This window comes from Pseudoalteromonas denitrificans DSM 6059 (assembly GCF_900112265.1).
GTDB classification, from domain to species: Bacteria; Pseudomonadota; Gammaproteobacteria; order Enterobacterales; family Alteromonadaceae; genus Pseudoalteromonas; species Pseudoalteromonas denitrificans.
Window position 1 is genome coordinate 1 of sequence record NZ_FOLO01000007.1, and the last position, 24,089, is coordinate 24,089.

Below are 24,089 nucleotides of genomic sequence, written 5' to 3' on the forward strand. Positions count from 1 at the left end.
ATTTTCAGCACTCCCAACTTGAACAAGCCCCACCATACCCATTACGATATGAGGTAAACATTTATACAAATAAACCCCCTCTTTATCAAAGGTGACTTTAGCAGGTTGACCGAATGGCGTCATAAAAGCTTTAGCCCCTTTTGGCACTGAAAATGATTGAGCATTATGGCTTGCATCACTCGGGATAAAATTTATCACATCTCCTTTATTAATTTTAATGTAGCCAGGCTCCATAAACATCGTGGCTCCATCTGAACCTGAAGTGACAAGTTTTACTGTATGTTCAGCAGCGTGAACTTGAATAATGCCAAAACTCAATGCCAAATAGATTATTAATTTATACATATTATTCCCCTAAATTATTCATAAATAAAATTTTTACTTTACATTTCAATGCAAAAACAATATAAATGAAAATCATTCTCATTACAACAAAGTAATCAAATGGAAAACTGGCAAAACATGATGAAAACAGGCAATGCTTTTTTTGAGCAGTGTGCCTGGTTCGATGCGCAATTTTATTATCAAAATGCGATATCTCATATTGAAACAATATGGCCAAGTGATCCTTATAACATTCAATTATTACAAGGGTGGATTTGTGGGATGCATAACCTGTCAGCTTTGTTTGAAATCCAAGGAGACTTAAGAAGCGCATTAAATTATTTAAAAATACCACATGAGCACATGTTTTCCTTAGCACAAGATGGCAACCAAACTGAATCAATGCAACTTATTGCATTAAAAGCTTTAAAGATAACACTTAACCCGCTTTTAGAATTTTCTCAAAAGCACCCAATTTGTGCTCCTTGTTTAAAATCGCTGCAAGAGACAGAGGATTTTGTTTATTCATCACAACCTATTATTCATTAAAATAACATTGAAGGAATTACTATGAAGTTCACAAAAACCTTACCAGTATTGTTAGGCGCTAGCGTATTTGCCACACAAGCGGTATATGCTCACCCTGGACACGATCACAGTGCTACATCAGCTAATCTGATTCATTTATTTTGGATAGCGCCCGCTTTTATCGCTGTTGGTTTTATTGCATATAAATTACTTAATAAAAATAAACAAATTAATAAGGATTAATCATGCTATTTAACTTAATAAGTAAACTAGATAAAAAACTCAAATTTTCAACGGCGTCAGCACATTGTGATATTCCCTGTAAAATCTACGATCCAATTAGTGCACAAATTGCAGTATTAACTATGATACGTATGGTTGATTTACTTAATGATATAAATGAAAAATCAAACTTAACAGCCAATGACCAAGCACAATTTCATCGTTTATTAAATCAAAAAGAAGAACATGGTAATAAAGTAAAAGAAGAGATCCGCATTATTTGGGGAGATTATATCAAGCAACCACAGTTAGAAAAATTTCCTGAATTACATGCGTTAACCCATAGCATTATGCTAGCCAGTTCAAAAGCGAAGCAACACATAGACAAAGACGCAACATTGGATCTATTAAATAAAGTAAACAGGTTCGCTGAAATTTTTTGGGCAACTAAAGGTTTAGAAACGTATACAGCTGTATGCCCTTACCCACCAACACAAACTCTTGTTTACCCTAAATTAAATTAATCAGGTTAAATTGATGGGATTTAAATTTATCCGTATTACGGGGCATAGTATGATGCCTCGAATACCTGATAACAGCTATGTTTTAATTCATACTTGGTTAAAGATATTTAAGCCTAAACCAGGTAATACACTGTTGATCAAACATCATAAATACGGTCATATAATAAAAACCTTATCTCATATAGATAAACAAGGTTTCTATTGGGTTAAAGGTGAGAGTATGCAAAGTGTTTCCATGTCAAATATAGGCCCTATTATAAAAGAACAGATTCTAGGAAAAGTGTGTATTACTTTGTCGGCCAATCATTAAAAAATGCGGGAAGATATTTACTACGTAATAAATAAATAAGCACCCATGAAACTAAGACTAATTGAATGGCAAGAAAACCAGAAAATTGAAAGTAATGGCTTTTAGCTTGTATTAATAGCCAAGCTAAATCACACATACAGCATACAACTAAAGGCCACTTCATAAAACGCCATAATTTTGCAAGTTTTGGGTTACTTGTGGGCCTTCGCAGTGAAAATAATATAGCAGGTAATAAGGCTAAAGCGCCTATTGTTAACGCAATAAAAAAATCATCTTTATTGCGATAAAATAACGACATCAAATCTAAATCAGGTCGCCTTGAGACTGCTGAGAATATCCAAATAATGTAAGTTCGTAACAAAATTAAAAAAGTAAAGCTCAAAGCAATTGGTGCACGATATACACCATGTTTATCCCAATACTCAGGCCCAAAACGCATTCTACTTCCTATACTACTCATTTTGAAAATCTCTAAATTTGATTTTTTTTATCGGCTAATATACCTAATACAATAAAAGCCACCAGCAGTAACCAAGGCATATAAAGTTTGCCAAAAATCAATAATAGTTTAATTAATATAGGCGTGACAAAAAACGTTAAAGCCCCAAAACCAAAAGCAGTGACAATAATAAAAGTCATTGTTCTAATGATAAAATGCCTTCTTGCAAAAAGTCGTTTAATAAATTTATTTAAGTCATTTGCATATAAAGCAATCAAACATACAATGATTGTTAAGGCTATTTGATGTAAATATGGGGTTAGCCAGCTTACAAGCTGGCTTGAAATATTATTGAATGTACTGATTAAAAAATTCATACATTATGGCCTATAAATAGATCAACTAAATCTTGTTCCGTTAATACCTCTATCCCTAAGTCCTGTGCTTTAGTGAGTTTCGATCCCGCTTTATCACCTGCGACTATAGCATGTGTTTTTGCCGAAACACTCCCTGATACCTTAGCACCTAAAGCCTGTAATTTAGCTTTTGCTTCAGAGCGTCCCATTTGAGTTAATGTACCCGTCAATACATAAGTTAAACCAGATAAAGGCTGTTCATTTCCTAATTTCACTTCAATAGCAGGCCAACCAATTCCTGCAGATATTAAATCATCAACAACGGCTTTGTTATGGTCTGCTCTAAAAAAGAAATTAACATGTTTTGCAACTATTTCACCTACATCTGAAACCTCTTGTAAACTTTCAATGCTTGCTAAGCTCACTTTTTCAAGCGTGAGGTAATGTGCAGCTAAATTTTGTGCCGTAGCTTCACCCACCTCTCGTATTCCCAAGCTATATAAAAAGCGTGCTAACGTAGTACGTTTTGATGTTTCTAATGATGTGATAAGATTTTCAGCTGATTTAGGTCCCATACGCTCTAATGACTCTAAATGGCCTTGTTTTAAGTTAAATAAATCAGCTGGTGTATGGATAAGCTCCCTATCAACTAATTGTTCAACTATTTTATCGCCTAATCCATCAATATCGAGTGCTTTACGAGATGAGAAATGTTTTATCGCTTCTTTTCTTTGTGCTTCACACACTAAACCGCCACTACAACGCGCTACAGCTTCACCAGTTAGGCGTTCGACTGCAGAATTGCATACAGGGCAGACTATTGGAAAAATAATATCTTGTGCATTTTCTGGACGCTTATCTAAAACTATTTGAGCTATTTTTGGGATCACATCACCGGCGCGGCGGATGATCACCGTATCACCAATTTTAATACCTAAACGTTCTATTTCATCCTGATTATGTAATGTGGCATTTGAAACAGTGACACCACCAACAAATACAGGTTCTAACCTGGCAACAGGGGTAATAGCTCCCGTTCTCCCGACTTGAAATTCAACATCTAATAATTGAGTTAACTCTTCTTGAGCTGGAAATTTAAAAGCAATCGCCCATCTGGGGGCACGGGCAACAAAACCTAAGCTTTGCTGAAGCGCTTTATCATTTATTTTAATTACAACACCATCAATCTCATATTTTAAGCTGGTACGGCGCTCACCTATATCTTTGTAATATGCTAAAGCAGCATCAACCCCGGTAACAAGTTTCGTTTCAGGACTCATCGGAATGCCCCACTGTGTTAGCTGGGTTAATTGTTCATAGTGGTCTTGAGCAAGTTCACCGCTTTCCACTACACCTGTACTATAGGCGTAAAACATTAATGGTCGCTTAGCTGTTACTTTAGAGTCTAACTGGCGCAGACTACCAGCAGCTGCATTTCTGGGATTAACAAATACTTTGTCACCACTAATTTTAGCTTGCTCATTCATTTTCTCGAAACCAGCACTATTCATAAATACTTCACCACGTACTTCAAAGCGTGCCGGATAGCCAGAGCCACGTAATTTAAGTGGAATATTACGAATCGTTTTAACATTTTCAGTGATGTTTTCTCCCGTAGCGCCATCGCCTCGGGTTGCAGCTCTTACTAATATGCCATCTTCATACAAAATTGAAACAGCTAAACCATCAAGTTTAGGTTCACAACAAAACTCAAAAGTATGTGATTCTTTTAATCTATCTTGTAAGCGTTTATCAAAAGCATGAAATTCATCATCATTAAAAGCATTATCAAGCGATAACATAGGCACTTCATGGGTTACTTGACTAAAACTATCAAGTGCATGTCCGCCTACTTTCTGCGTAGGTGAGTCAAATGTTATATATTCAGGGTTGTGTTGCTCAAGTTCAGTTAATGAGCGTATTAACCTATCGTATTCAATATCAGGAATACTCGGTTCATCTAAAACATAATATTTATAGTTATGCTCTTCAAGTTCAGATTTAAGCTCATTAATTTTTGATAAGATCTGTTGTGACATTATTTTCTCTTTCAATAAAAAAGCCACCAAAGGTGACTATTTTTAAAACTATAAATATATTATTTTTTATTAAAATATATGTTGTTTAGCCAAACTCTCTAATTTTTTCAACATATTGCCTTACTGTTGGTACGGTAAGTAATTCACGCTTGTGATCAAATATTTCAGCGCCAAATTCATCAGCTATTTTTTTAGCTGCGCTATGTAACATATTAAATGCGGGCAAACTGTCGCCTTCACAAGGTAAAGTCATAAATAAACTTACACCAGCAGTTGAAAACTGCTCCATATTATCAATATCAAAAGTCCCAGGATTAAACATATTGACTAATCTAAACAAAATTGGCCCGGTACCTGATGCGTCTTGATGACGATTAAAAAAACCTTCATCTGAATATTTAAACCCTAAAGTAAGTAAAAGAGGTAATAAAGAAGAGCCTTGCATCGTTAGGCCCGTAGGCATTTGAATATGAACAATAATAAAGTCTTTTGTTTCTTCAGATGCGGCATCGTCTGATTTTGGCTCTTCTGGTTTTGGAACTTCATCATTAACTTCATCAATCGTGACTTCGTTCTGTTCATCTAATTCAACAGAGAAATCGCCTATTTCAGGTTCATCCCTATCTGCTGAAAACCCTTGAACATCTATCCCAGTATCATTATCAAGTGAAGGTGCCTGTTCTTTATTAACAATGTTGGTATTGGCTTCACCTGATGGGGCTTCATCTTTTTTCCGTACAGACCAAATTCCATGTAATAATAATCCACCAATCACTAAGGCGCTAATGATCACTAAAACCCATCTCAACTCTTCGGCCATGCCTTCACCCTTTTTTATTTTTTGATACTGTACTATCTAGTTATAGCATTATATTAGTTAATTAACAGCCATTTCAACTGCTTGGTCTATATCAACTGCAACCATACGCGAAACACCAGGCTCTCCCATAGTCACACCAACCAAACTACCAGCCATTTCCATGGCAATTTTATTATGACTAATATAAATAAATTGCACTGTTTGTGACATTTCTTCAACGAGTTTACAAAAGCGACCAACGTTAGCATCGTCTAATGGTGCATCAACCTCATCCAACATGCAAAATGGTGCTGGATTAAGTCTGAAAATAGAAAACACTAATGATAATGCGGTTAGCGCTTTTTCTCCACCACTAAGCAAATGAATTGTTGAATTTTTCTTTCCTGGAGGTCTTGCCATAATGGTCACACCACTTTCAAGTAGGTCATTAGATGTTAATTCTAAATATGCATGACCGCCACCAAATACTTTTGGAAATAGCTCCTTTAAACCTTCATTTAACGCATCAAAGGTTTCTTTAAAACGATTTTTAGTTTCTTTATCTATTTTATGAATTGCTGTTTCTAGGGTATTAAGTGCATCAAATAAGTCTTGGTATTGTTCATCTAAATATTCTTTTCTATTTTTAGCTTTTTCATATTCATCAATGGCAGCTAAGTTAATTGGTCCTAGTTGATTTACTTTTATAGCCAAATCGTCAAGTTTTGTTTGCCAAATAGCCAGTTTTGCATTTTCTGGTAAATGTTTTAATACGGTTTCTAAATTAGTATTTAAATCAACAAGGGGCTCAAGTAACCCTGCGGCTCTAACAAGACTACCTTGCTGCTCTACTTCGAGTTGTTGTAATTTTTTTTGTATTTTTTCAAGTTCATTTTGTGCGTCTTTTTGACCTGACTCTTTTATTGATAAATTTTCTTTTGCTTTAACAAGCGCTTTACTGTGTTCTGAGCGCTTAACATTCAGTTTTTGTTTCTGATTAAGTAAAACCGCTATTTGTTCACTTGCATTTTTTATTGGGTCAACAAGTGCCATATACTGTGTATTAACTGTTTTTTGCAATTTGTGTGCTTCAGCTAAAGCAGCTTGATTATGCAATAATTGATGTTCTTCTAGCTTAAGGGTATTTTTAATTGATTCTAATGCCAAACTCGATTCATGTTTGGCATTTTTAAGCTGTTCTAATTGCTCTTGATATAACTTTAGCTCTTGTTTGGCTTTACTATAATCAAGTTCAGCCAGTTGGACCTGTGCCACCAGCTTCACATCCGTTATTTCTACCGCCTTTGCTTGTGCTGCTTGATAGTCACATTTTAACTGAATATTTTGAGTGCTGAATTGATTTAATTGGGCGCTTGTATCATCAAATTGCACTTGCCAATGCTGGGTTTGTTCTTGCAATAAATCCAAACGTGTAAAAATAGCAACATCCTGTTGAGACAATTGATGAATATGCGCTGATATCACGTCATGTTCAATATTAAGTTCAGATATAATTAATCTTTGCTCACCCACTTCTTTTTCTAACTGAGCCTGATTAAAATAATGATGACTTAGCTCTTTTTTCAACTCAGTCACTTTCTTTGACTTCACTATCAGTGAAGCCGACTCATCTATTTTAGTATCTAATTTCCAGTTACGACCAAATAGTGTGCCTTGCTTGTTAATACAAGCAAACCAATGCGAATCTTTTAATATTTCTTTTGCTTCAATGTCATTCTCTACCAAGGCTATACGTTCTAATATATCAGGGTAAACCCCCGTATTAACTTTATGAGATAAGGCTTTTATTGAAACTTCATTACTATGATGTTGCCAAACTCTATGCCCAGCCATAGTAACTGACACTGTATTTTCAAAGACCTGTGCATGTTTAAATTGCTGTAGTGCATTTTCAACGACTAGCTCAAAACCATTTTCAACCTTAAGCTGGCTTAATAATGAAACAGCATCTTTACATTGTGTATCACTGTGTGAAAATGCATTATTAACGATATCATTTAATGCTTTTAGTTTGGCCTCTTTTTGATGAACTATTTGAGTTAATTTATCAATTTCAATATTGATTTCATTCTGTTTTTCTACATGTTCTTTTGTTAATAGTTGTTTTTTATTTTGTGCTAACTGCTGCTTTGCCAAAGTACTTTTAAGCTGAATTTGCTCAATTTTTAATTGCTCAAGTTCTTTTACATTATTACGTTCATTTAACTGTTCAAGTTGCAGCTTGCATTGGGCTACTTGTTTTTCATTTAAAGCCAACGCACCTGATATTTTCTCAATATCATATTTATTTTTTTGAATTTTCTTTTCTTGTTCATGAAATGATTCTTGTAAAGTTTGCCAGGTTTTAAATGCATCCTGATTACTGAGATAGAGCAACTCAGATTTTTCTTGATTTTCAGCGACGCGTAACTGAGCGATTTCAAATTCACCTTCGATAAGTGTCGCTTTCTCTTTGCTTATTAAAGATGCTCCGTTAATGTTTTTTTGTTCCGTTTCTAAGGCTAGTATTTTTGTTTCTAAGTTTTTATTTTGCTCATTAAGCTCTCGTTTTTTTTGTTTTAAATGCACTTTTTGCGTTTCAAAACGTGTTAGTTCAGTTGTCGTTTTATAATCTAGCTCTTGTAACGATTGCGTATGTTGTACTGAAGCCTCAATATCATTTTTGAGTGCGCCAAGCACATCTTCATGGCCTATATGTGCCTCTTGATAAAAGGCTATTTCTTGCTCTCGTTTTTTTATCTTTGTATCTGTTGCATCTATTTGCAACTGTAACTTTTGCCATTTGAGTACCGAAAGTTCACTTTTCAAACAGCGCTCTTGGGTTTTATATTGAGAATATAATTTAGCTTGGCTCGATTGTTCGCTAAGTTTATCTAGCTGCGCTTGTAACTCTTGACGTACATCTAATAAACGTTCTAAATTTTCACGCGTACTGCGAATACGAGTTTCAGTTTCTCTACGGCGCTCTTTATATTTAGATACTCCTGCAGCTTCTTCAATAAAAACTCTTAATTCATGAGGTTTACTTTCAATTAAACGCGAGATCATGCCTTGCTCAATAATGGCATAACTGCGAGGACCCAACCCTGTCCCTAAAAATATATCCGTAATATCACGTTTACGACATTTACTGCCATTAAGATAATAAAATGACATGCCTTCGCGATTAACTGACCTTTTAATAGACACTTGGTTTCTACTTGCAAAAGAGTCAGCTAATCTGTCTTGGGTATTATCAAAAATTAATTCAACCGAAGCTTGAGAGATAGGTTTACGTGAAGTTGAGCCATTAAAAATAACATCCGTCATTGCATCACCACGTAAGTTTTTTGCCGAGCTTTCCCCTAATACCCATCGAACTGCATCTATGACATTTGACTTGCCACAACCGTTAGGACCAACAACACAGGTCATTTGGTCTGGAAAAGGAATTTTTGTTGGCTCAACAAAAGATTTAAAACCAACTAGTTTGATGGTGCTTAAACGCATGTAATTATAATTATCGAAAATGCTCAGGACACATAATTTTATCAGAAATGAAATATATTGATATTAAATCAGAGTTAATATTGTTTCATACACAAATATATACTTGGATAAATAAAGCGTTAAGGTTATCTTAAAGTAAAGTGATTTAAATTAACTCCCTTTTAAAAGGATATTAAGTGCAATCTTCCCAAGGTTTTCAGTATTTTTTAGCTGGCTTTAATCTTATCAATACAAAAGGACTTAAACGTTTTGTTTTAATTCCTCTTTTAATTAATGTTATTTTATTCGGTGGCTCATTATTTTTTATTTATGATTGGCTGACTCAAGGTTTTGCTTATTTAAACGAATTATTGCCTACTTGGTTAAGTTGGTTAGAGTGGTTGCTATGGCCTATTGCCATTTTTACAATTTTATTTAGCTATACCAGTCTTTTCAGCATAATCACTAATTTCATAGCTGCTCCCTTTAATGGTTTATTATCTGAAAAAGTAGAGTTACATTTAACAGGTAAAAAAATTAATGATGATGGTTTTTTAGATACCATAAAAGACGTGCCCAGAATGCTTGCCCGTGAAGGCACAAAATTAATGTATTATTTACCTAAAGCCATAGGTTTTTTCATTTTATTATGGGTATTACCGGTAGTCGGACAAGTTATTTGGGTTTTATTTACCTGCTGGATGTTTGCAGTACAGTATCAAGATTTTGCATTTGATAATCACAAAATACATTTTAGAGAAACACGAAAACAGCTAAAACAAAACCAAGGTCTATCTTATGGGTTTGGCTTTGCAGTACTTATTTTTACAACAATTCCATTATTAAATTTGCTAGTCATGCCTGTTGCTGTATGTGGCGCAACAAAGTTATGGGTAGAAAACTATAGAGACCAATATTAAAACATTATAAATATAAAAGGGAATAAATATGAAGCATGCAATTTTTCAAGTCGATGCATTTACCAATTCACAATTTAAAGGGAATCCTGCAGCAGTGATCCCTTTAGATAAATGGTTAGACAATGAGGTATTACAAAAAATTGCAGCTGAAAATAACTTATCCGAAACTGCTTTTTATATTATTAATGATGACATTGTAAAACTTCGCTGGTTTACTCCTGAGACAGAAGTTGATTTATGTGGTCATGCGACTCTTGCTACTGCTTGGGTTTTAGTAAATGAATTTAACTATCAAAACGCTGAAATACAATTTGAAACCCGTTCAGGTATTTTAACTGTACGCCATTTTGAAGATGTCAAAAATCATAATGAACAAGTATTTGAACTAGAACTACCGATTAAAAATGCACAAGAATGTGATATTAAAAGTCCATTACTCAGTGCTTTTGGTCGCCCCCCCCTAGAAATATTATCCTCTGATGATTACTTATTATTATTTGAAAATGAACAAGTAATAAAAGACCTAAAACCAGATTTTGCTCTGTTAAAACAACTCCCCCTTAGAGGCGTTATTGTTACAGCACCAGGTGATAATGTTGATTTTGTTTCCCGTTGGTTTGGCCCAAATGTCGGTGTAAATGAAGACCCTGTTACAGGTTCAGCTCACACTAGCTTAACGCCTTATTGGGCAAGTAAACTGGATAAGACACTATTAACAGCTAAACAAATTTCGCAACGCGGCGGAGAAATTGAATGTCAACTACGTTGTGAAAAAGTACTGCTACGCGGAAAAGCTAAGCTTTATATGAAAGGCGAGATTTATTTAGTTTAAGCTAAATATAAGGTTAGCGAGTATGCACTCGCTAACGCTCCTCTATACTCAAATTATAATCCATTATTCTGAATCTGAGCCATTTACCACTTCTGCTATTGCACTTAATCTCTGCAAAGCAATATAATTAATAGTGCCTTTTGCATAGGTGCCTTTTCCTGAAAGGGTACCTGCAGGTTTATCCAATAAAATCTCCAACGCTTGATCAACAGTTTTAACTGTATATATTTGAAAATAGCCTTTAGAAACCGCATCCTGAACTTCTTGGTTTAAAACTAAATTGACACTATTTGAGTGTGGAACCATTACCCCTTGCTTACCCGTTAATCCACGCATTTTACATAACTTGAAGAAGCCTTCTATTTTTTCATTTACCCCACCAATCGCTTGCACTTCACCATGCTGATTTATTGAACCTGTTAATGCTATTGATTGATCTATCGGTAAACGTGTAATGGCCGAAATAAGTGCGCATAGTTCAGCAAGTGAAGCACTGTCACCATCGATATAACCATAACTTTGTTCTATGGCAATACTTGAACTGAGAGTGAGTGCAAAATCTTGTGCATATTTATTGCCTAAATAACCAGTTAATAACATCACACCTTTTGAGTGTATCGCTTTACCCAACTCAGCTTCTCTTTCAATATCTAACACACCTTCAGAACCAGCATAGACAGTCGCTGTGATTCTGGCTGGGCTGCCAAAACTGGTATCTCCCACATGCAATACAGTTAAACCATTCACTTTACCTATCGCTTCACCCTGAGTATCTATTAAAGTATGACCTTCTTTAATATCAGACAACATGCTTTCACTCATTTGCCCAGTTCGATATTGTTTGCCTGCAAGCGCCTCACTTATATGATGTGCTTCGATTGTTTTACTCAAATCTTGTTTAGCGTAATAACTTGACTCATTTAATAATTCTAAAATATCTGCAAATCGCGCACTGAGTTTTGTTTGATGCTCTGCTTGGCGATAACTAAAGTTTAATAATTCTGCAATGCCTTCTTTAGTAAGCTCTAACTTGAGAACATCGAGAGCATGCTCTTGTACTTTAGAAATAAACTGATATTGAAACTTATCACTACCTGGAATAAAAAATTCAAAATCGGCTAAGACTCTAAACTGTTCATTAAACTCCTCGTCATATTCCTGCATTAAATAATATAAATCTCGAGAGCCTAAAAGTACTATTTTCACATCAAGCGGGATCAATTGCGGTCGTAAGGTATAATTTCCACCCAAAGCGCTATCTTGCGCTAGCAAGTCATTTTTAATTTGATGTGTTTTTAAAGAAAGTTTGAGTGCATCCCATAGCTGTGGGCTTGCCATTACTTTATCAGCGTCCATCATTAAATAACCGCCATTTGCTTTATGCAATGCTCCTGATTGAATCGCACGGTAACTGGTGATTAATGACCCTTGGTGCGCACCATACTCGACCTTACCAAATACATTACTAAAGGTAGGGTTTGGTTCATAGATAACAGGCGCTGCATCATTTTCTTTATAAGAAACGAGTAAGTTTGGTGCAAAATAATCGGTAAGCATTCCTCGTTTATCTAAGTCATCTTTATTATCATCTGCTTCAACATCTAACCACTCTAAAACGGTATCAATCAGCTCACTTTTAATCTCTTTAAGGTATTTTAAAATACCAATTTGCGTATCATATTTAAATTCAAGTTCTTTTAATAAAGGTTTAATCGCTTGTTCAGCTGTAGATTTTTTTAACTCTCTTAATTTTTCAGAAGACTCTCTTTTCCAACGTGGTAATTCTATTAAAGCATCTATAAGTGCATCTTCTAATTTTGAAATAACGTCATAAAAATATTGCTTTTGTTCGTCACTTAAAACTGAAAACTCAGCATCATCTAACTGTTTGCCATCTACCACAGGCGCAAAGCTTAAAACATCATTCTCTTCAAATAATGCAATGCTATGTTCTGCTGCTACCACTTCAACTTTATCAATCGCAGAGTCATACTTTGTATTAAAAGCACGATCTATCGCCTTTTTCTTACGTTGAAACCCAGGGTTATCAAAAGCTGCGGGGAAGGTATCCATAATTTCATCAATTAATGAATCCATATCATCACAGAACACCTTACTTTCACCTGGTTGCAAACAAATGGCAATAGGCTCTCTATGATCGTCATAATTATTAAGGTATAACCATTCAAGGGGGGTTTTTCGTGTTTTACTATGCGTCATTAGTTTATTTTCAACCATAGAAAAACGCCCTAATGCAGCCTCCCCCATGACATATAAATTATAGCCAGGCATTTCCATACCTAAAGCAAAATCTATTGCAGCTTGTGCCCTATTTTGACCAATAAAACTAAGTGATTCGGGATAAGGCGTGTTCATACAGTTTTTTATATGTGCCATATCAATTGTAGGTGTGAGTGCCCTTGGGCTTAGTGCATTAATTTCTTTATTCATCCCTTACATTACCTCTCTGGGCTTGTTATTTTATAAGCTTATCATAGGCAGTTTAAGATCTTTGTTTTTAAATGATTTTATTAACATAGAATTAAGGTGATAACGCTTGCCGCGTAAAATAAATGCCTCCACACTCATTACAAGCAGTTACTTGAGTTGGATGAAAGCTATGGGTGATATCTCCACATTGTTTACAAACCAGTTCCCCAAATCCGATCCACTGACCTTGATGATATTCTCCATTATGCTTAAAGTCTTCCACTAATGATTGCCATTCGAGCTGTGATTTATCGGCAATAACGGCCAATTCACACCAAATTGTTTCTTTAAACTCTTGTAGTGCTAAATCATTATAATGGTTTTGATTTTGTTGGTAGTGTGATAAATCGAGTAATAAGTTTTTTTGATAAACCGATAGTTGTTTTTCACTTATGTTTTTGAATTTTTTAAATGCTTGCTCCCCCTGCATTATTTTTTCAATTAAATGTTTCATTTCATTTTGCTCAACATCTTTTAGCCAAGCATGGAGATCATTTATCCAATCAAAATAATTATTTTTATTATCCATGATTTCACCTTTAGCGAATGCCCTCTTGTAATAAGTATAGGTAATTTCATACAGTTATGAACAATTTTTAATAAAATTTAGTTAAGTACCAATCAAACCTATAAATGTCTCAATCTATTTATTCAATCTGATACAAATTTAGGTTATCCTAACGTCAATTTTTTAGTGATTTTTTGCAATAAGTTTGGAATTGTAAATGCAAGAGCAATATACCCCGCAAGATATAGAGTCAAAGGTACAAACGTACTGGGACAAAAATAAAGTTTTTAAAGTAACTGAGCAAGAAGATAAAGAAAAGTTTTACTGCTTATCTATGTTCCCATACCCAAGTGGCCGACTGCACATGGGCCATGTACGTAATTATACTATCGGTGATGTTGTTTCACGTTTCCAACGTCTGCAAGGTAAAAATGTTATGCAGCCCATGGGCTGGGATGGTTTTGGCTTACCTGCAGAAAATGCAGCTATTAAAAATAATACAGCGCCTGCAAAATGGACTTATGAAAATATCAACTATATGCGTGATCAATTAAAGCGTTTAGGCTTTGGTTATGATTGGGATCGTGAAATTGCAACCTGTCATCCTGATTACTATAAGTGGGAACAATGGTTCTTCACTAAGCTATATGAAAAAGGCTTAGTTTATAAAAAAATGTCAACGGTTAACTGGGATCCAGTAGATCAAACTGTGCTTGCTAATGAGCAAGTAATTGATGGTAAAGGCTGGCGTTCAGGTGCTTTAGTTGAACAAAAAGAAATTCCACAATGGTTTATTAAAATCACTGACTACGCACAAGAATTATTAGACGATTTAGATAAGTTAGATGAATGGCCTGAGCAAGTTAAAACCATGCAACGTAACTGGATTGGTCGTTCAGAAGGTTTAGATATCACATTTAAGCGTGCAGATACGAATGAAGACCTTTCTATCTACACAACTCGCCCAGATACGATTATGGGTGTGACATATGTTGCTGTTGCAGCAGGTCACCCAATTGCAATTGAAGCTGCTAAAAATAACGCTGATATTGCTGCATTCAACGAAGAATGTAAAAACACCAAAGTTGCTGAAGCTGATATGGCAACGATGGAGAAAAAAGGCATTGCAACTGGTTTCTATGCAGTTCATCCATTAACGGGTAAGCAAGTACCAATCTGGATCGCTAATTTTGTATTAATGGGTTACGGCTCAGGTGCTGTTATGGCTGTTCCAGGTCATGATCAAAGAGATTATGAGTTCGCAACTGCTTACGGCTTAAATATCGAACAAGTTATTACTAACGAAGATAATACAGCTGACATAAGCGAAAGCGCATACACAGAAAAAGGCACTTTAGTTAACTCTGCAGAATTTGATGGCCTAGATTTTGAAAAAGCGTTTAATGCCATTGCTGATAAAGTGACCCAAATGGGCTGTGGTGAGCGTAAAGTTAACTTCCGTTTACGTGATTGGGGTGTAAGTCGCCAGCGTTACTGGGGTTCTCCTATCCCTATGTTAAGCGATGAAGATGGCCAAACGATTGCCGCACCTGAAGAAATGCTTCCAGTACGTCTACCTGAAGATGTCGTAATGAATGGTGTAACTTCGCCAATTAAAGCTGATCCTGAGTGGGCTAAAGCTGAAATCAATGGTCAACCTGTTTTTCATGAAACAGATACTTTTGATACTTTTATGGAGTCTTCTTGGTATTACGCCCGTTACTGTAGTCCACGTAATGATGAAGCCATGTTAGACCCTAAAGAGTCAAACTATTGGTTGCCGGTAAACCAATACATCGGCGGTATTGAACACGCTATTTTACACTTATTATATTCGCGTTTTTTCCATAAGTTATTACGCGACTTTGGTTTAGTTGACTGTGATGAACCTTTTGAGCGTTTATTATGTCAAGGCATGGTATTAGCTGAAACTTTTTATCGTAAAGATGAAAAAGGTGGCGATATTTGGATTGCACCAAGTGATGTTGAAACCGAAAAAGATGAAAAAGGTCGTGTCACTAAAGCATGGCATAAAGACGATGGTGAACCTGTTTTTGCCGCAGGCACTACCAAGATGTCTAAGTCTAAAAATAACGGTATCGACCCACAAACTGTAATCGACCAATATGGTGCTGATACAGTACGTTTATTTATGATGTTTACAGCACCGCCAGAGCAAACTTTAGAATGGTCTGACTCAGGTGTTGAAGGCTCTCATAGATTCTTAAAACGTGTTTGGAAATACGCATACGATGTTAAAGCGGCTGGTACTGCTGAACTTAATAAAGATACGCTAACAAATGACCAAAAAGCGCTGCGTCGTGAGTTACATAAAACCATTGCAAAAGTAACTGATGATTTAAACCGTCGTCAAACTTTTAATACTGCAATTGCAGCGGTAATGGAATTATTAAACAAGTTAAACAAAGCACCTTTAGCTGATGAGCAAGATATTGCTTTAGCAAACGAAGCATTAACAGCTATTATTATTATGCTTTCACCTATCACGCCACATATCAGCCACCAGTTATGGCAAACTTTAGGGTTTGAAGGCGATGTGATTGATGCATCTTGGCCAACATTTGATGAAAGTGCACTTGTTGAAGACGAGAAACTAGTCATAGTGCAAGTTAACGGTAAAGTACGTGCAAAACTGACTGTTGCTGCAGATGCTGATCAAGAATCAGTTGAAAAAGTTGCTTTTGCAGATGCGACTGTAAATAAATTTATTGATGGTAAAACCATTCGTAAAGTAATTTACATTAAAGGCAAAATCTTAAACGTGGTTGCAAATTAATATGCCTTTGTTTTTTAATCAAGTGATGATGAATTACAAGCAGTTCATAGCAGTTTTACTATGTGCTCTTGTCCTGAGTGGCTGCGGCTTTAAATTAAAAAAAGCTTCAGTATTACCACAGGAGTTGCGGTACCTGACAGTCACTTCAGATGATGCTAAATCAGCATTATATCGCCAACTTAAAAAACAATTAATCAAAGCTAAGGTCGATTTTTCTGATAATGCAAATGGCCGACAAGCGAATAGCCCGCAGCTTATTTTAAATAGAGATAAGCTAGACAGACGTACATTATCTTTATTTAAAAATGGACAAGTTGCGGAATATGAACTGACTTACCATGTTGCATATCAATTAATTCGCCCTGGTGAAAAATTAGTACAGCAAAAATTTGAGCTTTATCGCACTTACCAAGATGATCCAAACCAAGCCTTAGCAAAAGCAAAAGAGCTAGATATTATCTTAGCCGAAATGCGATTACAGGCAAGCGATAGGATCATAAGAGAGTTATCTCAACTATGATCTTTTGTTACCAAAATGGCGTACAGTAACCTGTGCGCTGTTATGTAAATCAATTACCTGCACAACTAAATAAAAACTTAAACCCTTTTTATTTGGTTATGGGTGAAGAGCCCTTCCAAGTACAAAAATGTACTAATGATATTCGTAAACAGGCTAAAAAAAATGGTTTTGATGAAGTCATCAAATTCAGTATTTTACCGCAATTTGATTGGAATGAAATTGCTCAAGAATACAACAGCTTGTCACTATTTAGTGATAAACGTATCATTGAAATTGACTTAGCTGAACAAAAAACCGGACAAACTGGCGCAAAATTTTTAAAATCTTTAGCGGAACACATCAACCCTGATTGTATTGTTATCATTAAAGGCAATAAAGCAGGTCAAGACATTCAAAGAACAGCCTGGTTTAAAGCACTAGACAAACAGGGACTATTTATTCCTTGTTACGAAATTACAGATAATCATTTAAATACTTGGCTAAATCAGCAATGCCAAAATTTATCATTAAAATTAGATCATCAAGCCAAACAATTCTTATTAGAGTCAACCCAAGGTAATTTGCTCGCAACCCATCAGGAACTCGAAAAATTAGTTTTACTTTATGCAAATAAGCCCATAACTAAAGCAGATCTGACGAGTGTTTTATTAAACCAATCTAAGTTTGATATTTTTGATTTGTCAGATGCCTTACTACAAGGGAACCTTGACAACATAGTTAATATAATCAGTAATATCAAAAAAAATCATGGTGAAGTCACCAGTGTCAGCTGGGCTATAACACGCGATGCACAACAGTTATTGGATATGAGCCAAGCACTTCAATTAGGTGAAAATACAAATCAACTATTCAAAAAGCATAATATATGGAAAAACAAGCAAGCACTTTACCAAAATGCCCTAAACCGTATTCCATTAGCACAATTAAAACATATCATTATTTTACTTGCTCAATTTGATATCAGTTATAAAAGTGGATTGCTGGTTTCTCCTTGGCAAGCGCTAGCTCATATAGGTGTATGTTTTACACAAACATTTTCAGTTTCATTACCCATTTATAACGAAGACTAATATGATAGGTATTTTTGGCGGCACTTTTGATCCTATTCATTTAGGTCATTTAAATATTGCTGAACATTGCACTAAACAACTTTCACTAGAAAAACTCTATTTTATGCCTTGCGCTACACCACCACACAAGTCATCAGCTAATGTAAGTGCCGATGACCGTAAAAACATGATAAATTTAGCTATAAAATATAATAAAAAGTTTGATTTAGATACAAGAGAACTTAATCGCACAGGTGCTTCATATACTATTTTAAGTTTACGTGAACTTAATGTGAAATTCCCAGATCAAAGCATACTTTTTTTAATTGGTATGGATTCATTAAACACGCTAGATACCTGGTATCACTGGCAAGAAATCACGCAATTATGCCATCTCGTTATTTGCCAAAGACCCGGCCAAACTTTTAATCCGTCAGTAAATACATTAAATTATTTAGCACAAGCCAAAACTAGTAACATTGAAAGTTTAAAGTCTCATAAAGCTGGTAAAGCTTATTTTTTGAAAACCCCCACATTGGATGTTTCTTCAACAAATATCAGAGAAAATATAACTCAGTTTGACTCAATAACGAATTTACTTCCAAAAGCAGTCTGCCAATATATAGCACAGAACAACTTATATTTTAGCGCTTGAATTTTCACTCCTGTAATTTATCGTTTGATGATAATATTATTATATAAAAATCAAAATATACTGCACCATGACAAATAAATACCTTGAACGATGGCAAGAAAAATTTCAACTGTTTGTAATTGACCAAATGGTGGAAGATCCAGCCCATGATATTGCTCATATTAAACGGGTTGTCACCAGCGGAGTTAAATTAGGCATAAAAGAAAATGCTGATTTAAACATCGTTATTCCAGCATGTTGGTTACATGATTGTGTCAACATCCCAAAAACCTCTGAACTTCGCTCTCAGGGCTCTAGATTAAGTGCTGACAGAGCAATTAAATATCTTAAAGAGGTAAGTTATCCTGCTGAGTTTTATGATGCTATTCACCATGCAATTACAGCCCACAGTTTTACCGCAAATATTGAAACTCGCACTCTTGAAGCTAAAGTTGTACAAGATGCTGACCGTTTAGATGCGTTAGGTGCCGTTGGTTTATCTCGATGCCTTATGTTAGGTGCAACATGGCAAAGTAAACTTTATCATTTTGAAGACCCATTTTCACAAAATAGAGAACTAGATGATAAAAATTTTTGCATAGATCATTTTTTTGTTAAGTTACAAGGCCTGGTTAACACAATGAAAACACCTTCCGGGATAGGTGAAGCAGAAAATAGATGGCAATTTATGGTTGAATATCTAGAGCAACTAGGCCATGAAACAGGTATTGTATTTAAACAAAAACAAGAAAAAAATATTAGTTTAATCAAATAAAAGCTAATCTATTAAGATAAGATTTATATAGGTGATAATGTGACTGAACTCCCAGCAGAAAAAAAATTATCAGTATTATTTAGGCTTGAACCCGGATGTTTAGGACCTGAAGGCGCTGAATTAATTGAAGGTTTTTGTAATTTTGCAAATTCTAACATCAATGAACTGCCCTATGCTTCTTATCAATTTGTACCTAGATTTGATAAAAACTTACCTGAATGGGAGTATAAAATTAACTCTAGAAACTTAAATAACGATAGAGTGTCATCTTATTTAGCTATTTTTGGACAGGTTAAAAACCAGTTTGAGGAGAGTTTAGAAGAGCAGGTAACTGAGTATATTGAGATTTATTTAGACAGAACATAATTCTGCAGGCTGAACTTTATTAAATAACCTCGGTGATAAAATAAAGTTCAAGCTACAGAATTATTTACAGGGTTTAATGCACTATAAAGATAGTAACTTATACCAGCCCAAAATCGCATTCAAACAACCAACCCCAGCAAATACAATTAGAAACACTAAAAAATATTTAAAATTAAACGGGTCTTTAAACTCACCTTGATGGCTCATATTTCTTTACCTTTATTGATTAAACACAGACGCGGCGCAATAATAGAGCAATTTTTGCAATCAATAAAGCTTGAAGCTATGAAAAATCTCACATTTAAAACATAAACTCGATAATTTAAATTTTTGTAACTAAAATCCCCTTTTCAGCCAATGAGATTAAAACCGAAATAGCACCTTGTTTTATTACATTTAAGGCTAAACCTTGAGCTTGAATATGTATTTGGTCGCATAACGTTTCAAAAATAATACCTGGATGTTCAGTAATTATTTGCAACATAAGTGCAGTCATAGCATTAATGGCAATAAACCTAACTTCATCACCTGAATCTCTAAATACAATGATGTAACTAGGTTCATCAGGCGCATTTTCAGGCTGATAATCAATACTAATATGATGCACTGGATATTGATAACTTAAAGACCAAGATAAACTCGATAAAAACAACGCTGTTGACTCTAAATATTCAACTTCAAAAGTAAGTTCTTTTTCATTCTGATCTCTTATAGAAATATCCAATTCCACCCATTCATAATGTGCAAGCTCAAGCATAAAATCAGGATCACTAGGCTTCATTTGATATTCATTGCTTAAAAATGCAATAAATTCCTGTGATATTTCTAAAAAATAAGGTGTCTCGCAATCATGCTCAATAAAAAATTGACGGACCAAAGTAACCCAAGCTTTATCTTCATAAAGAGATTTAAGAACAGGGAAAGCTGATGCAACAAAGCCTTCAATATTATTAAAAAATAAATCACTATATATGGCCATACGCCGAGGCTCTACATCAGAGGGAACGCTTGTATTTAAAGGGTTACGAATATGCGCCATAAACTGGGCTTGTATGTCTTTAAAATCAATTTCTTTTGACGACATAATTATATCGATCCAATTTTATTAATAAGTTTGTTTGAAACTTTATTTTTCAAACCTTTAACATGATAGGCATTTTGAATGAGTTTAATGCGATTCACTTCTTTTAATAACTCATTAAGTGGGGGGATGTTAAAATCTCGCTCTAATAGCGTCGGAAATACACCATGAAATTCATATGCTTTTTCTAATAAAGACCAAACTGAGTCAATCACATCTGCACCATGGGTATCAACTAGTAAATCGTCAGCTTCATTAAAGTGTCCCGCAATATGTCCATAAGCTATACGTTTACTTGGTAGCTGTTTTAAAAAATCTATCGCGTCATAATTATGATTAACCGAATTTACATAAATATTATTAACATCAAGCAATAAATCACAATCGGCTAACTCTAATACTTGATTTATAAATTCAATTTCAGGCATCTGTTGTCCAGGAGCTGCATAATAAGATACATTTTCAATGGCTATTGTCATTTCTAATATATCTTGCACCTGTTTTATTCTCTGTGCGACATAATGGGCAGATGAGTTAGTAAATGGTATCGGCATCAGATCATACATATGCCCCTTACCCGAACAATAACTTAAATGTTCACTATAAGTTTTAATATTATGAGACTCAAAAAATGGTTTTAATTGCTTCACAAATTCAATATCAAGAGGCTCTGGAGAACCAATAGAAAGAGATAACCCATGACATACAAACTGATGCTTTTGTGTTAATTGTTTTAATTGCTTACCAAAAAGTCCACCTAAAACAAGCCAGTTTTCCGGTGCAATCTCTAAAAAATCAATTTCTTGAGGAAAATCTTCAATCATTTCATCTAGCATTTCTCGGCGTAAACCTAAACCTGCTGCGCCGAATGAAGATATATTACGATTCATTTAAACACCTTATATGAAAAAAGCCAGAAAGACTGGCCTTTTTCTTCATAAACAAAAAAAGTAAAAATAATTATTTGTTTGAACCACATTTGCCTTCTTTTTTAGATTTTTTCATGTCGCCACCGCACTTGCCTTCGCCACACTTACCTTCTTTTTTTGCTTTTTTCATGTCACTACCACATTTACCTTCGCCACATTTCCCTTCTTTTTTGGCCTTTTTCATGTCGCCACCACATTTACCTTCGCCACACTTGCCTTCTTTTTTGGCCTTTTTCATGTCACCACCACATTTACCTTCGCCACACTTGCCTTCTTTTTTGGCTTTTTTCATGTCGCCGCCACATTTTCCTTCACCGCATTTACCTTCTTTTTCTTTTTTCATGTCACCGCCACACTTGCCTTCACCAGACGCAAGCTGGTAGCCAGAAGACATCGTTTGCATTTCAAAAGGGTTTGCGTGTACATTTACAGAGGTTAAACTTGATGTACCAATAACAACAGCACCTAAAGTTAATGCCATAGATTTTTTGTTTAAAGATTTCATATTAGATTTCCCTTAATTTAAATTTACTTGCGTTAATACTTACGTTACTTATGAAGACCTGTCATTGATTTATTAAATTTCAAAATAAAAAAATAAATTAAAAACTTATTAATAACATTCTGAAAATATTACTATGCAAGCTAAATAAAGATTTATCAAGTAGATACTTCTCTGTAAAATGCTTTGCTTAAATTTAAAACCTCAGAAATATTTTATGAAAATCATTTTAGCGCCTATGGAAGGTGTTGTAGATTTCAATATGCGCCAATTACTCACGGATATTGGTGGTTTTGACCTCTGTGTCACTGAGTTTGTTCGTATCGTAGACCAGGTCTTATCAGCTAAGGTTTATTTAAGATATTGCCCTGAACTATTAACCTCAGGTAAAACTCGCTCTGGTACCCCTGTAAGAGTTCAACTTCTTGGACAAGATGCTAATTATTTGGCAGAAAATGCGTTAATTGCATCAGATTTAGGGTCCCATGGTATAGATTTAAACTTTGGCTGCCCTGCAAAAACAGTCAACAAAAGCAAAGGCGGAGCCGTTTTATTAAAAACACCTGAACATATCTATGACATTGTAAAAAAAGTGCGCGAAGTTGTTCCAAAAAAGAATGAAGTCTCAGCAAAAATCAGATTAGGATTTGATGATGATAGCCTGTCACAAGAGATTTTTGATGCAATAAATCAAGCTGGTGCAAATACAATTACAATACATGCCAGAACTAAAAAAGATGGCTATCGCCCTCCGGCATATTGGGAAAAAATAAAGCCACTATTAAAAACGCACCATAAGATGCAGGTTATCGCTAATGGGGAAGTTTGGTCACTTGATGATTATAAAAGATGTCAACTTAAAAGTGGTTGTAATGATATTATGATCGGAAGAGGTGCATTAGCGAAACCTGACCTTGCAAAACAAATCATGCAATCAAACTTAGGCAATAAATATACAAGTCTAACGTGGCAGAATATTTTACATCATATTATAGATTCATCGATGCACAATGAAGATCCAAAAAAGGATAAATATTTTTCTTCCCGGACTAAACAATGGTTAAGGTTTCTTCAATTCACTTACCCTGAAGCAGTGCTACTTTTTAATGACATTAAACGCTTTAAGCTCAAAGAAGATGTCTTAAATATGCTAAAAATACATGCAAACAGCATTTAATTGATTTACATCATGCCAAAATGACACTTTAGCGCCCTATAATTCGATGACATATTCACCAAATAGGTATCTGCCAATATGTTTGGTCAAAATTATAAGGAAATCTTGTAGATGGCACATTCTCTTTTACTTTTTAAACAACGTTTAAGCAACGAAGTTGAACAATTACGGACTATTTTGTTATGGGAGCTTAGCCAATCAGACAATAGTTATGAGCAAACGCTCTCAGTTAAACTAAAGTCAACACCCACAACTAAATGGGTAGAGTTATTACAAAATAACGTGTATCCCACGCTAAGTGAACAAGTAACTAGGCTCAACAAAGTAGAAGCTGCTTTATGTCAATTTGAACAAGGAGTTTATGGGTTTTGTGCTGATTGTGAAACTCAAATATCAGTGTCTAAGCTAAATAAAGATCCCACTGAACAAAGATGTAAATCATGTGCCAATAAATCAGCCATTTAAATAATTAAACGGCT

General features: G+C 34.9%; 25 protein-coding genes. 14 read left to right on the plus strand and 11 right to left on the minus strand.

Annotation, left to right across the window (positions count from 1 at the left end):
- Window positions 1-345, minus strand: a 345-nt coding sequence (locus tag BM088_RS06455; protein WP_218156466.1) for a plastocyanin/azurin family copper-binding protein, incomplete at its 3' end; no start/stop codon positions are given.
- Window positions 346-444: 99 nt separating this feature from the next.
- Here BM088_RS06455 and BM088_RS06460 point away from each other — a divergent pair.
- From BM088_RS06460 to sodX, 4 genes are read left to right on the plus strand one after another with little or no spacing between them, the layout of a single operon-like run.
- Window positions 445-873, plus strand: a complete 429-nt coding sequence (locus BM088_RS06460; RefSeq protein WP_091981925.1) for a hypothetical protein — start codon at window positions 445-447, stop codon at window positions 871-873.
- 21 nt (window positions 874-894) lie between these two features.
- A complete protein-coding gene (locus BM088_RS06465; RefSeq protein ID WP_091981929.1) occupies window positions 895-1,095 on the plus strand; it encodes a hypothetical protein in 201 nt (66 codons plus the stop codon).
- A 2-nt stretch (window positions 1,096-1,097) separates the two neighbouring features.
- Window positions 1,098-1,598, plus strand: a complete 501-nt coding sequence (sodN, locus tag BM088_RS06470; RefSeq protein ID WP_091981932.1) for a superoxide dismutase, Ni — start codon at window positions 1,098-1,100, stop codon at window positions 1,596-1,598.
- Between the two features lie 13 nt (window positions 1,599-1,611).
- Window positions 1,612-1,908: a nickel-type superoxide dismutase maturation protease gene (gene sodX, locus BM088_RS06475; protein ID WP_091981936.1), complete on the plus strand. Its 297-nt coding sequence runs from the start codon at window positions 1,612-1,614 to the stop codon at window positions 1,906-1,908.
- Here the strand turns inward: sodX and BM088_RS06480 are convergent.
- From BM088_RS06480 to smc, 5 genes are all read right to left on the minus strand, one after another.
- On the minus strand, window positions 1,886-2,347 hold the full coding sequence (locus BM088_RS06480) for a DUF2919 domain-containing protein (protein WP_245763774.1): 462 nt from the start codon (window positions 2,345-2,347) through the stop codon (window positions 1,886-1,888). The two genes, sodX and BM088_RS06480, sit on opposite strands and share 23 nt — an antisense overlap.
- Before the next feature lie 32 nt (window positions 2,348-2,379).
- Window positions 2,380-2,724 (minus strand): DUF3392 family protein, encoded by a 345-nt coding sequence (locus tag BM088_RS06485; RefSeq protein ID WP_091981944.1) that lies wholly within the window; start codon window positions 2,722-2,724, stop codon window positions 2,380-2,382.
- Window positions 2,721-4,742, minus strand: coding sequence for an NAD-dependent DNA ligase LigA (gene ligA, locus BM088_RS06490; protein ID WP_091981948.1), 2,022 nt, complete (start codon window positions 4,740-4,742; stop codon window positions 2,721-2,723). Before ligA ends, BM088_RS06485 begins: the two co-directional genes overlap by 4 nt.
- An 85-nt stretch (window positions 4,743-4,827) precedes the next feature.
- On the minus strand, window positions 4,828-5,562 hold the full coding sequence (gene zipA, locus BM088_RS06495; RefSeq protein WP_091981953.1) for a cell division protein ZipA: 735 nt from the start codon (window positions 5,560-5,562) through the stop codon (window positions 4,828-4,830).
- Between the two features lie 57 nt (window positions 5,563-5,619).
- Window positions 5,620-9,051, minus strand: a complete 3,432-nt coding sequence (smc, locus tag BM088_RS06500) for a chromosome segregation protein SMC (protein ID WP_091981957.1) — start codon at window positions 9,049-9,051, stop codon at window positions 5,620-5,622.
- A gap of 176 nt (window positions 9,052-9,227) precedes the next feature.
- Between smc and cysZ the strand changes: the two genes are divergently transcribed.
- The gene (cysZ, locus tag BM088_RS06505; protein ID WP_091981961.1) at window positions 9,228-9,950 is read left to right on the plus strand and encodes a sulfate transporter CysZ; all 723 of its coding nucleotides are present in this window, start codon (window positions 9,228-9,230) and stop codon (window positions 9,948-9,950) included.
- 28 nt (window positions 9,951-9,978) lie between these two features.
- Entirely contained in the window at window positions 9,979-10,782 is an 804-nt protein-coding gene (locus BM088_RS06510) for a PhzF family phenazine biosynthesis protein (RefSeq protein WP_091981964.1), read from the plus strand.
- 63 nt (window positions 10,783-10,845) lie between these two features.
- On the opposite strand, the gene BM088_RS06515 is transcribed toward BM088_RS06510, so the two are convergent.
- Complete coding sequence (locus tag BM088_RS06515; RefSeq protein ID WP_091981967.1) at window positions 10,846-13,233, minus strand: Lon protease family protein; 2,388 nt, start codon at window positions 13,231-13,233, stop codon at window positions 10,846-10,848.
- A 91-nt stretch (window positions 13,234-13,324) separates the two neighbouring features.
- Entirely contained in the window at window positions 13,325-13,801 is a 477-nt protein-coding gene (locus tag BM088_RS06520) for a zinc ribbon-containing protein (RefSeq protein WP_091981972.1), read from the minus strand.
- Between the two features lie 196 nt (window positions 13,802-13,997).
- Here BM088_RS06520 and leuS point away from each other — a divergent pair, with 196 nt between their 5' ends.
- From leuS to BM088_RS06550, 6 genes are all read left to right on the plus strand, one after another.
- On the plus strand, window positions 13,998-16,577 hold the full coding sequence (gene leuS / locus BM088_RS06525; RefSeq protein WP_091981975.1) for a leucine--tRNA ligase: 2,580 nt from the start codon (window positions 13,998-14,000) through the stop codon (window positions 16,575-16,577).
- Window position 16,578: 1 nt separating this feature from the next.
- Window positions 16,579-17,097, plus strand: a complete 519-nt coding sequence (locus BM088_RS06530; protein WP_245763775.1) for an LPS-assembly lipoprotein LptE — start codon at window positions 16,579-16,581, stop codon at window positions 17,095-17,097.
- 32 nt (window positions 17,098-17,129) lie between these two features.
- Entirely contained in the window at window positions 17,130-18,167 is a 1,038-nt protein-coding gene (gene holA, locus BM088_RS06535) for a DNA polymerase III subunit delta (RefSeq protein ID WP_091981978.1), read from the plus strand.
- Between the two features lies 1 nt (window position 18,168).
- The gene (gene nadD / locus BM088_RS06540) at window positions 18,169-18,801 is read left to right on the plus strand and encodes a nicotinate-nucleotide adenylyltransferase (protein ID WP_091981981.1); all 633 of its coding nucleotides are present in this window, start codon (window positions 18,169-18,171) and stop codon (window positions 18,799-18,801) included.
- A gap of 67 nt (window positions 18,802-18,868) precedes the next feature.
- Complete coding sequence (locus BM088_RS06545; RefSeq protein ID WP_091981985.1) at window positions 18,869-19,555, plus strand: HD domain-containing protein; 687 nt, start codon at window positions 18,869-18,871, stop codon at window positions 19,553-19,555.
- Window positions 19,556-19,594: 39 nt separating this feature from the next.
- A complete protein-coding gene (locus BM088_RS06550; protein ID WP_091981988.1) occupies window positions 19,595-19,921 on the plus strand; it encodes a hypothetical protein in 327 nt (108 codons plus the stop codon).
- Between the two features lie 322 nt (window positions 19,922-20,243).
- Here BM088_RS06550 and BM088_RS06555 read toward each other — a convergent pair whose 3' ends face one another.
- The 3 genes from BM088_RS06555 to BM088_RS06565 all read right to left on the minus strand — a co-directional run bounded on the left by BM088_RS06555 (window position 20,244) and on the right by BM088_RS06565 (window position 22,436).
- Window positions 20,244-20,990, minus strand: coding sequence for an HvfC family RiPP maturation protein (locus tag BM088_RS06555; protein WP_091982309.1), 747 nt, complete (start codon window positions 20,988-20,990; stop codon window positions 20,244-20,246).
- A gap of 17 nt (window positions 20,991-21,007) precedes the next feature.
- A complete protein-coding gene (locus BM088_RS06560) occupies window positions 21,008-21,892 on the minus strand; it encodes an HvfB family MNIO-type RiPP peptide maturase (RefSeq protein ID WP_091981992.1) in 885 nt (294 codons plus the stop codon).
- Between the two features lie 70 nt (window positions 21,893-21,962).
- Window positions 21,963-22,436: an HvfA family oxazolone/thioamide-modified RiPP metallophore gene (locus tag BM088_RS06565; RefSeq protein ID WP_091981996.1), complete on the minus strand. Its 474-nt coding sequence runs from the start codon at window positions 22,434-22,436 to the stop codon at window positions 21,963-21,965.
- 214 nt (window positions 22,437-22,650) lie between these two features.
- Between BM088_RS06565 and BM088_RS06570 the strand changes: the two genes are divergently transcribed.
- Both BM088_RS06570 and BM088_RS06575 read left to right on the plus strand, forming a co-directional pair.
- Entirely contained in the window at window positions 22,651-23,610 is a 960-nt protein-coding gene (locus BM088_RS06570) for a tRNA-dihydrouridine synthase (RefSeq protein ID WP_091982001.1), read from the plus strand.
- A 111-nt stretch (window positions 23,611-23,721) separates the two neighbouring features.
- Window positions 23,722-24,075, plus strand: coding sequence for a TraR/DksA family transcriptional regulator (locus BM088_RS06575; RefSeq protein ID WP_091982005.1), 354 nt, complete (start codon window positions 23,722-23,724; stop codon window positions 24,073-24,075).
- The last annotated feature ends 14 nt before the right edge of the window (window positions 24,076-24,089 follow it).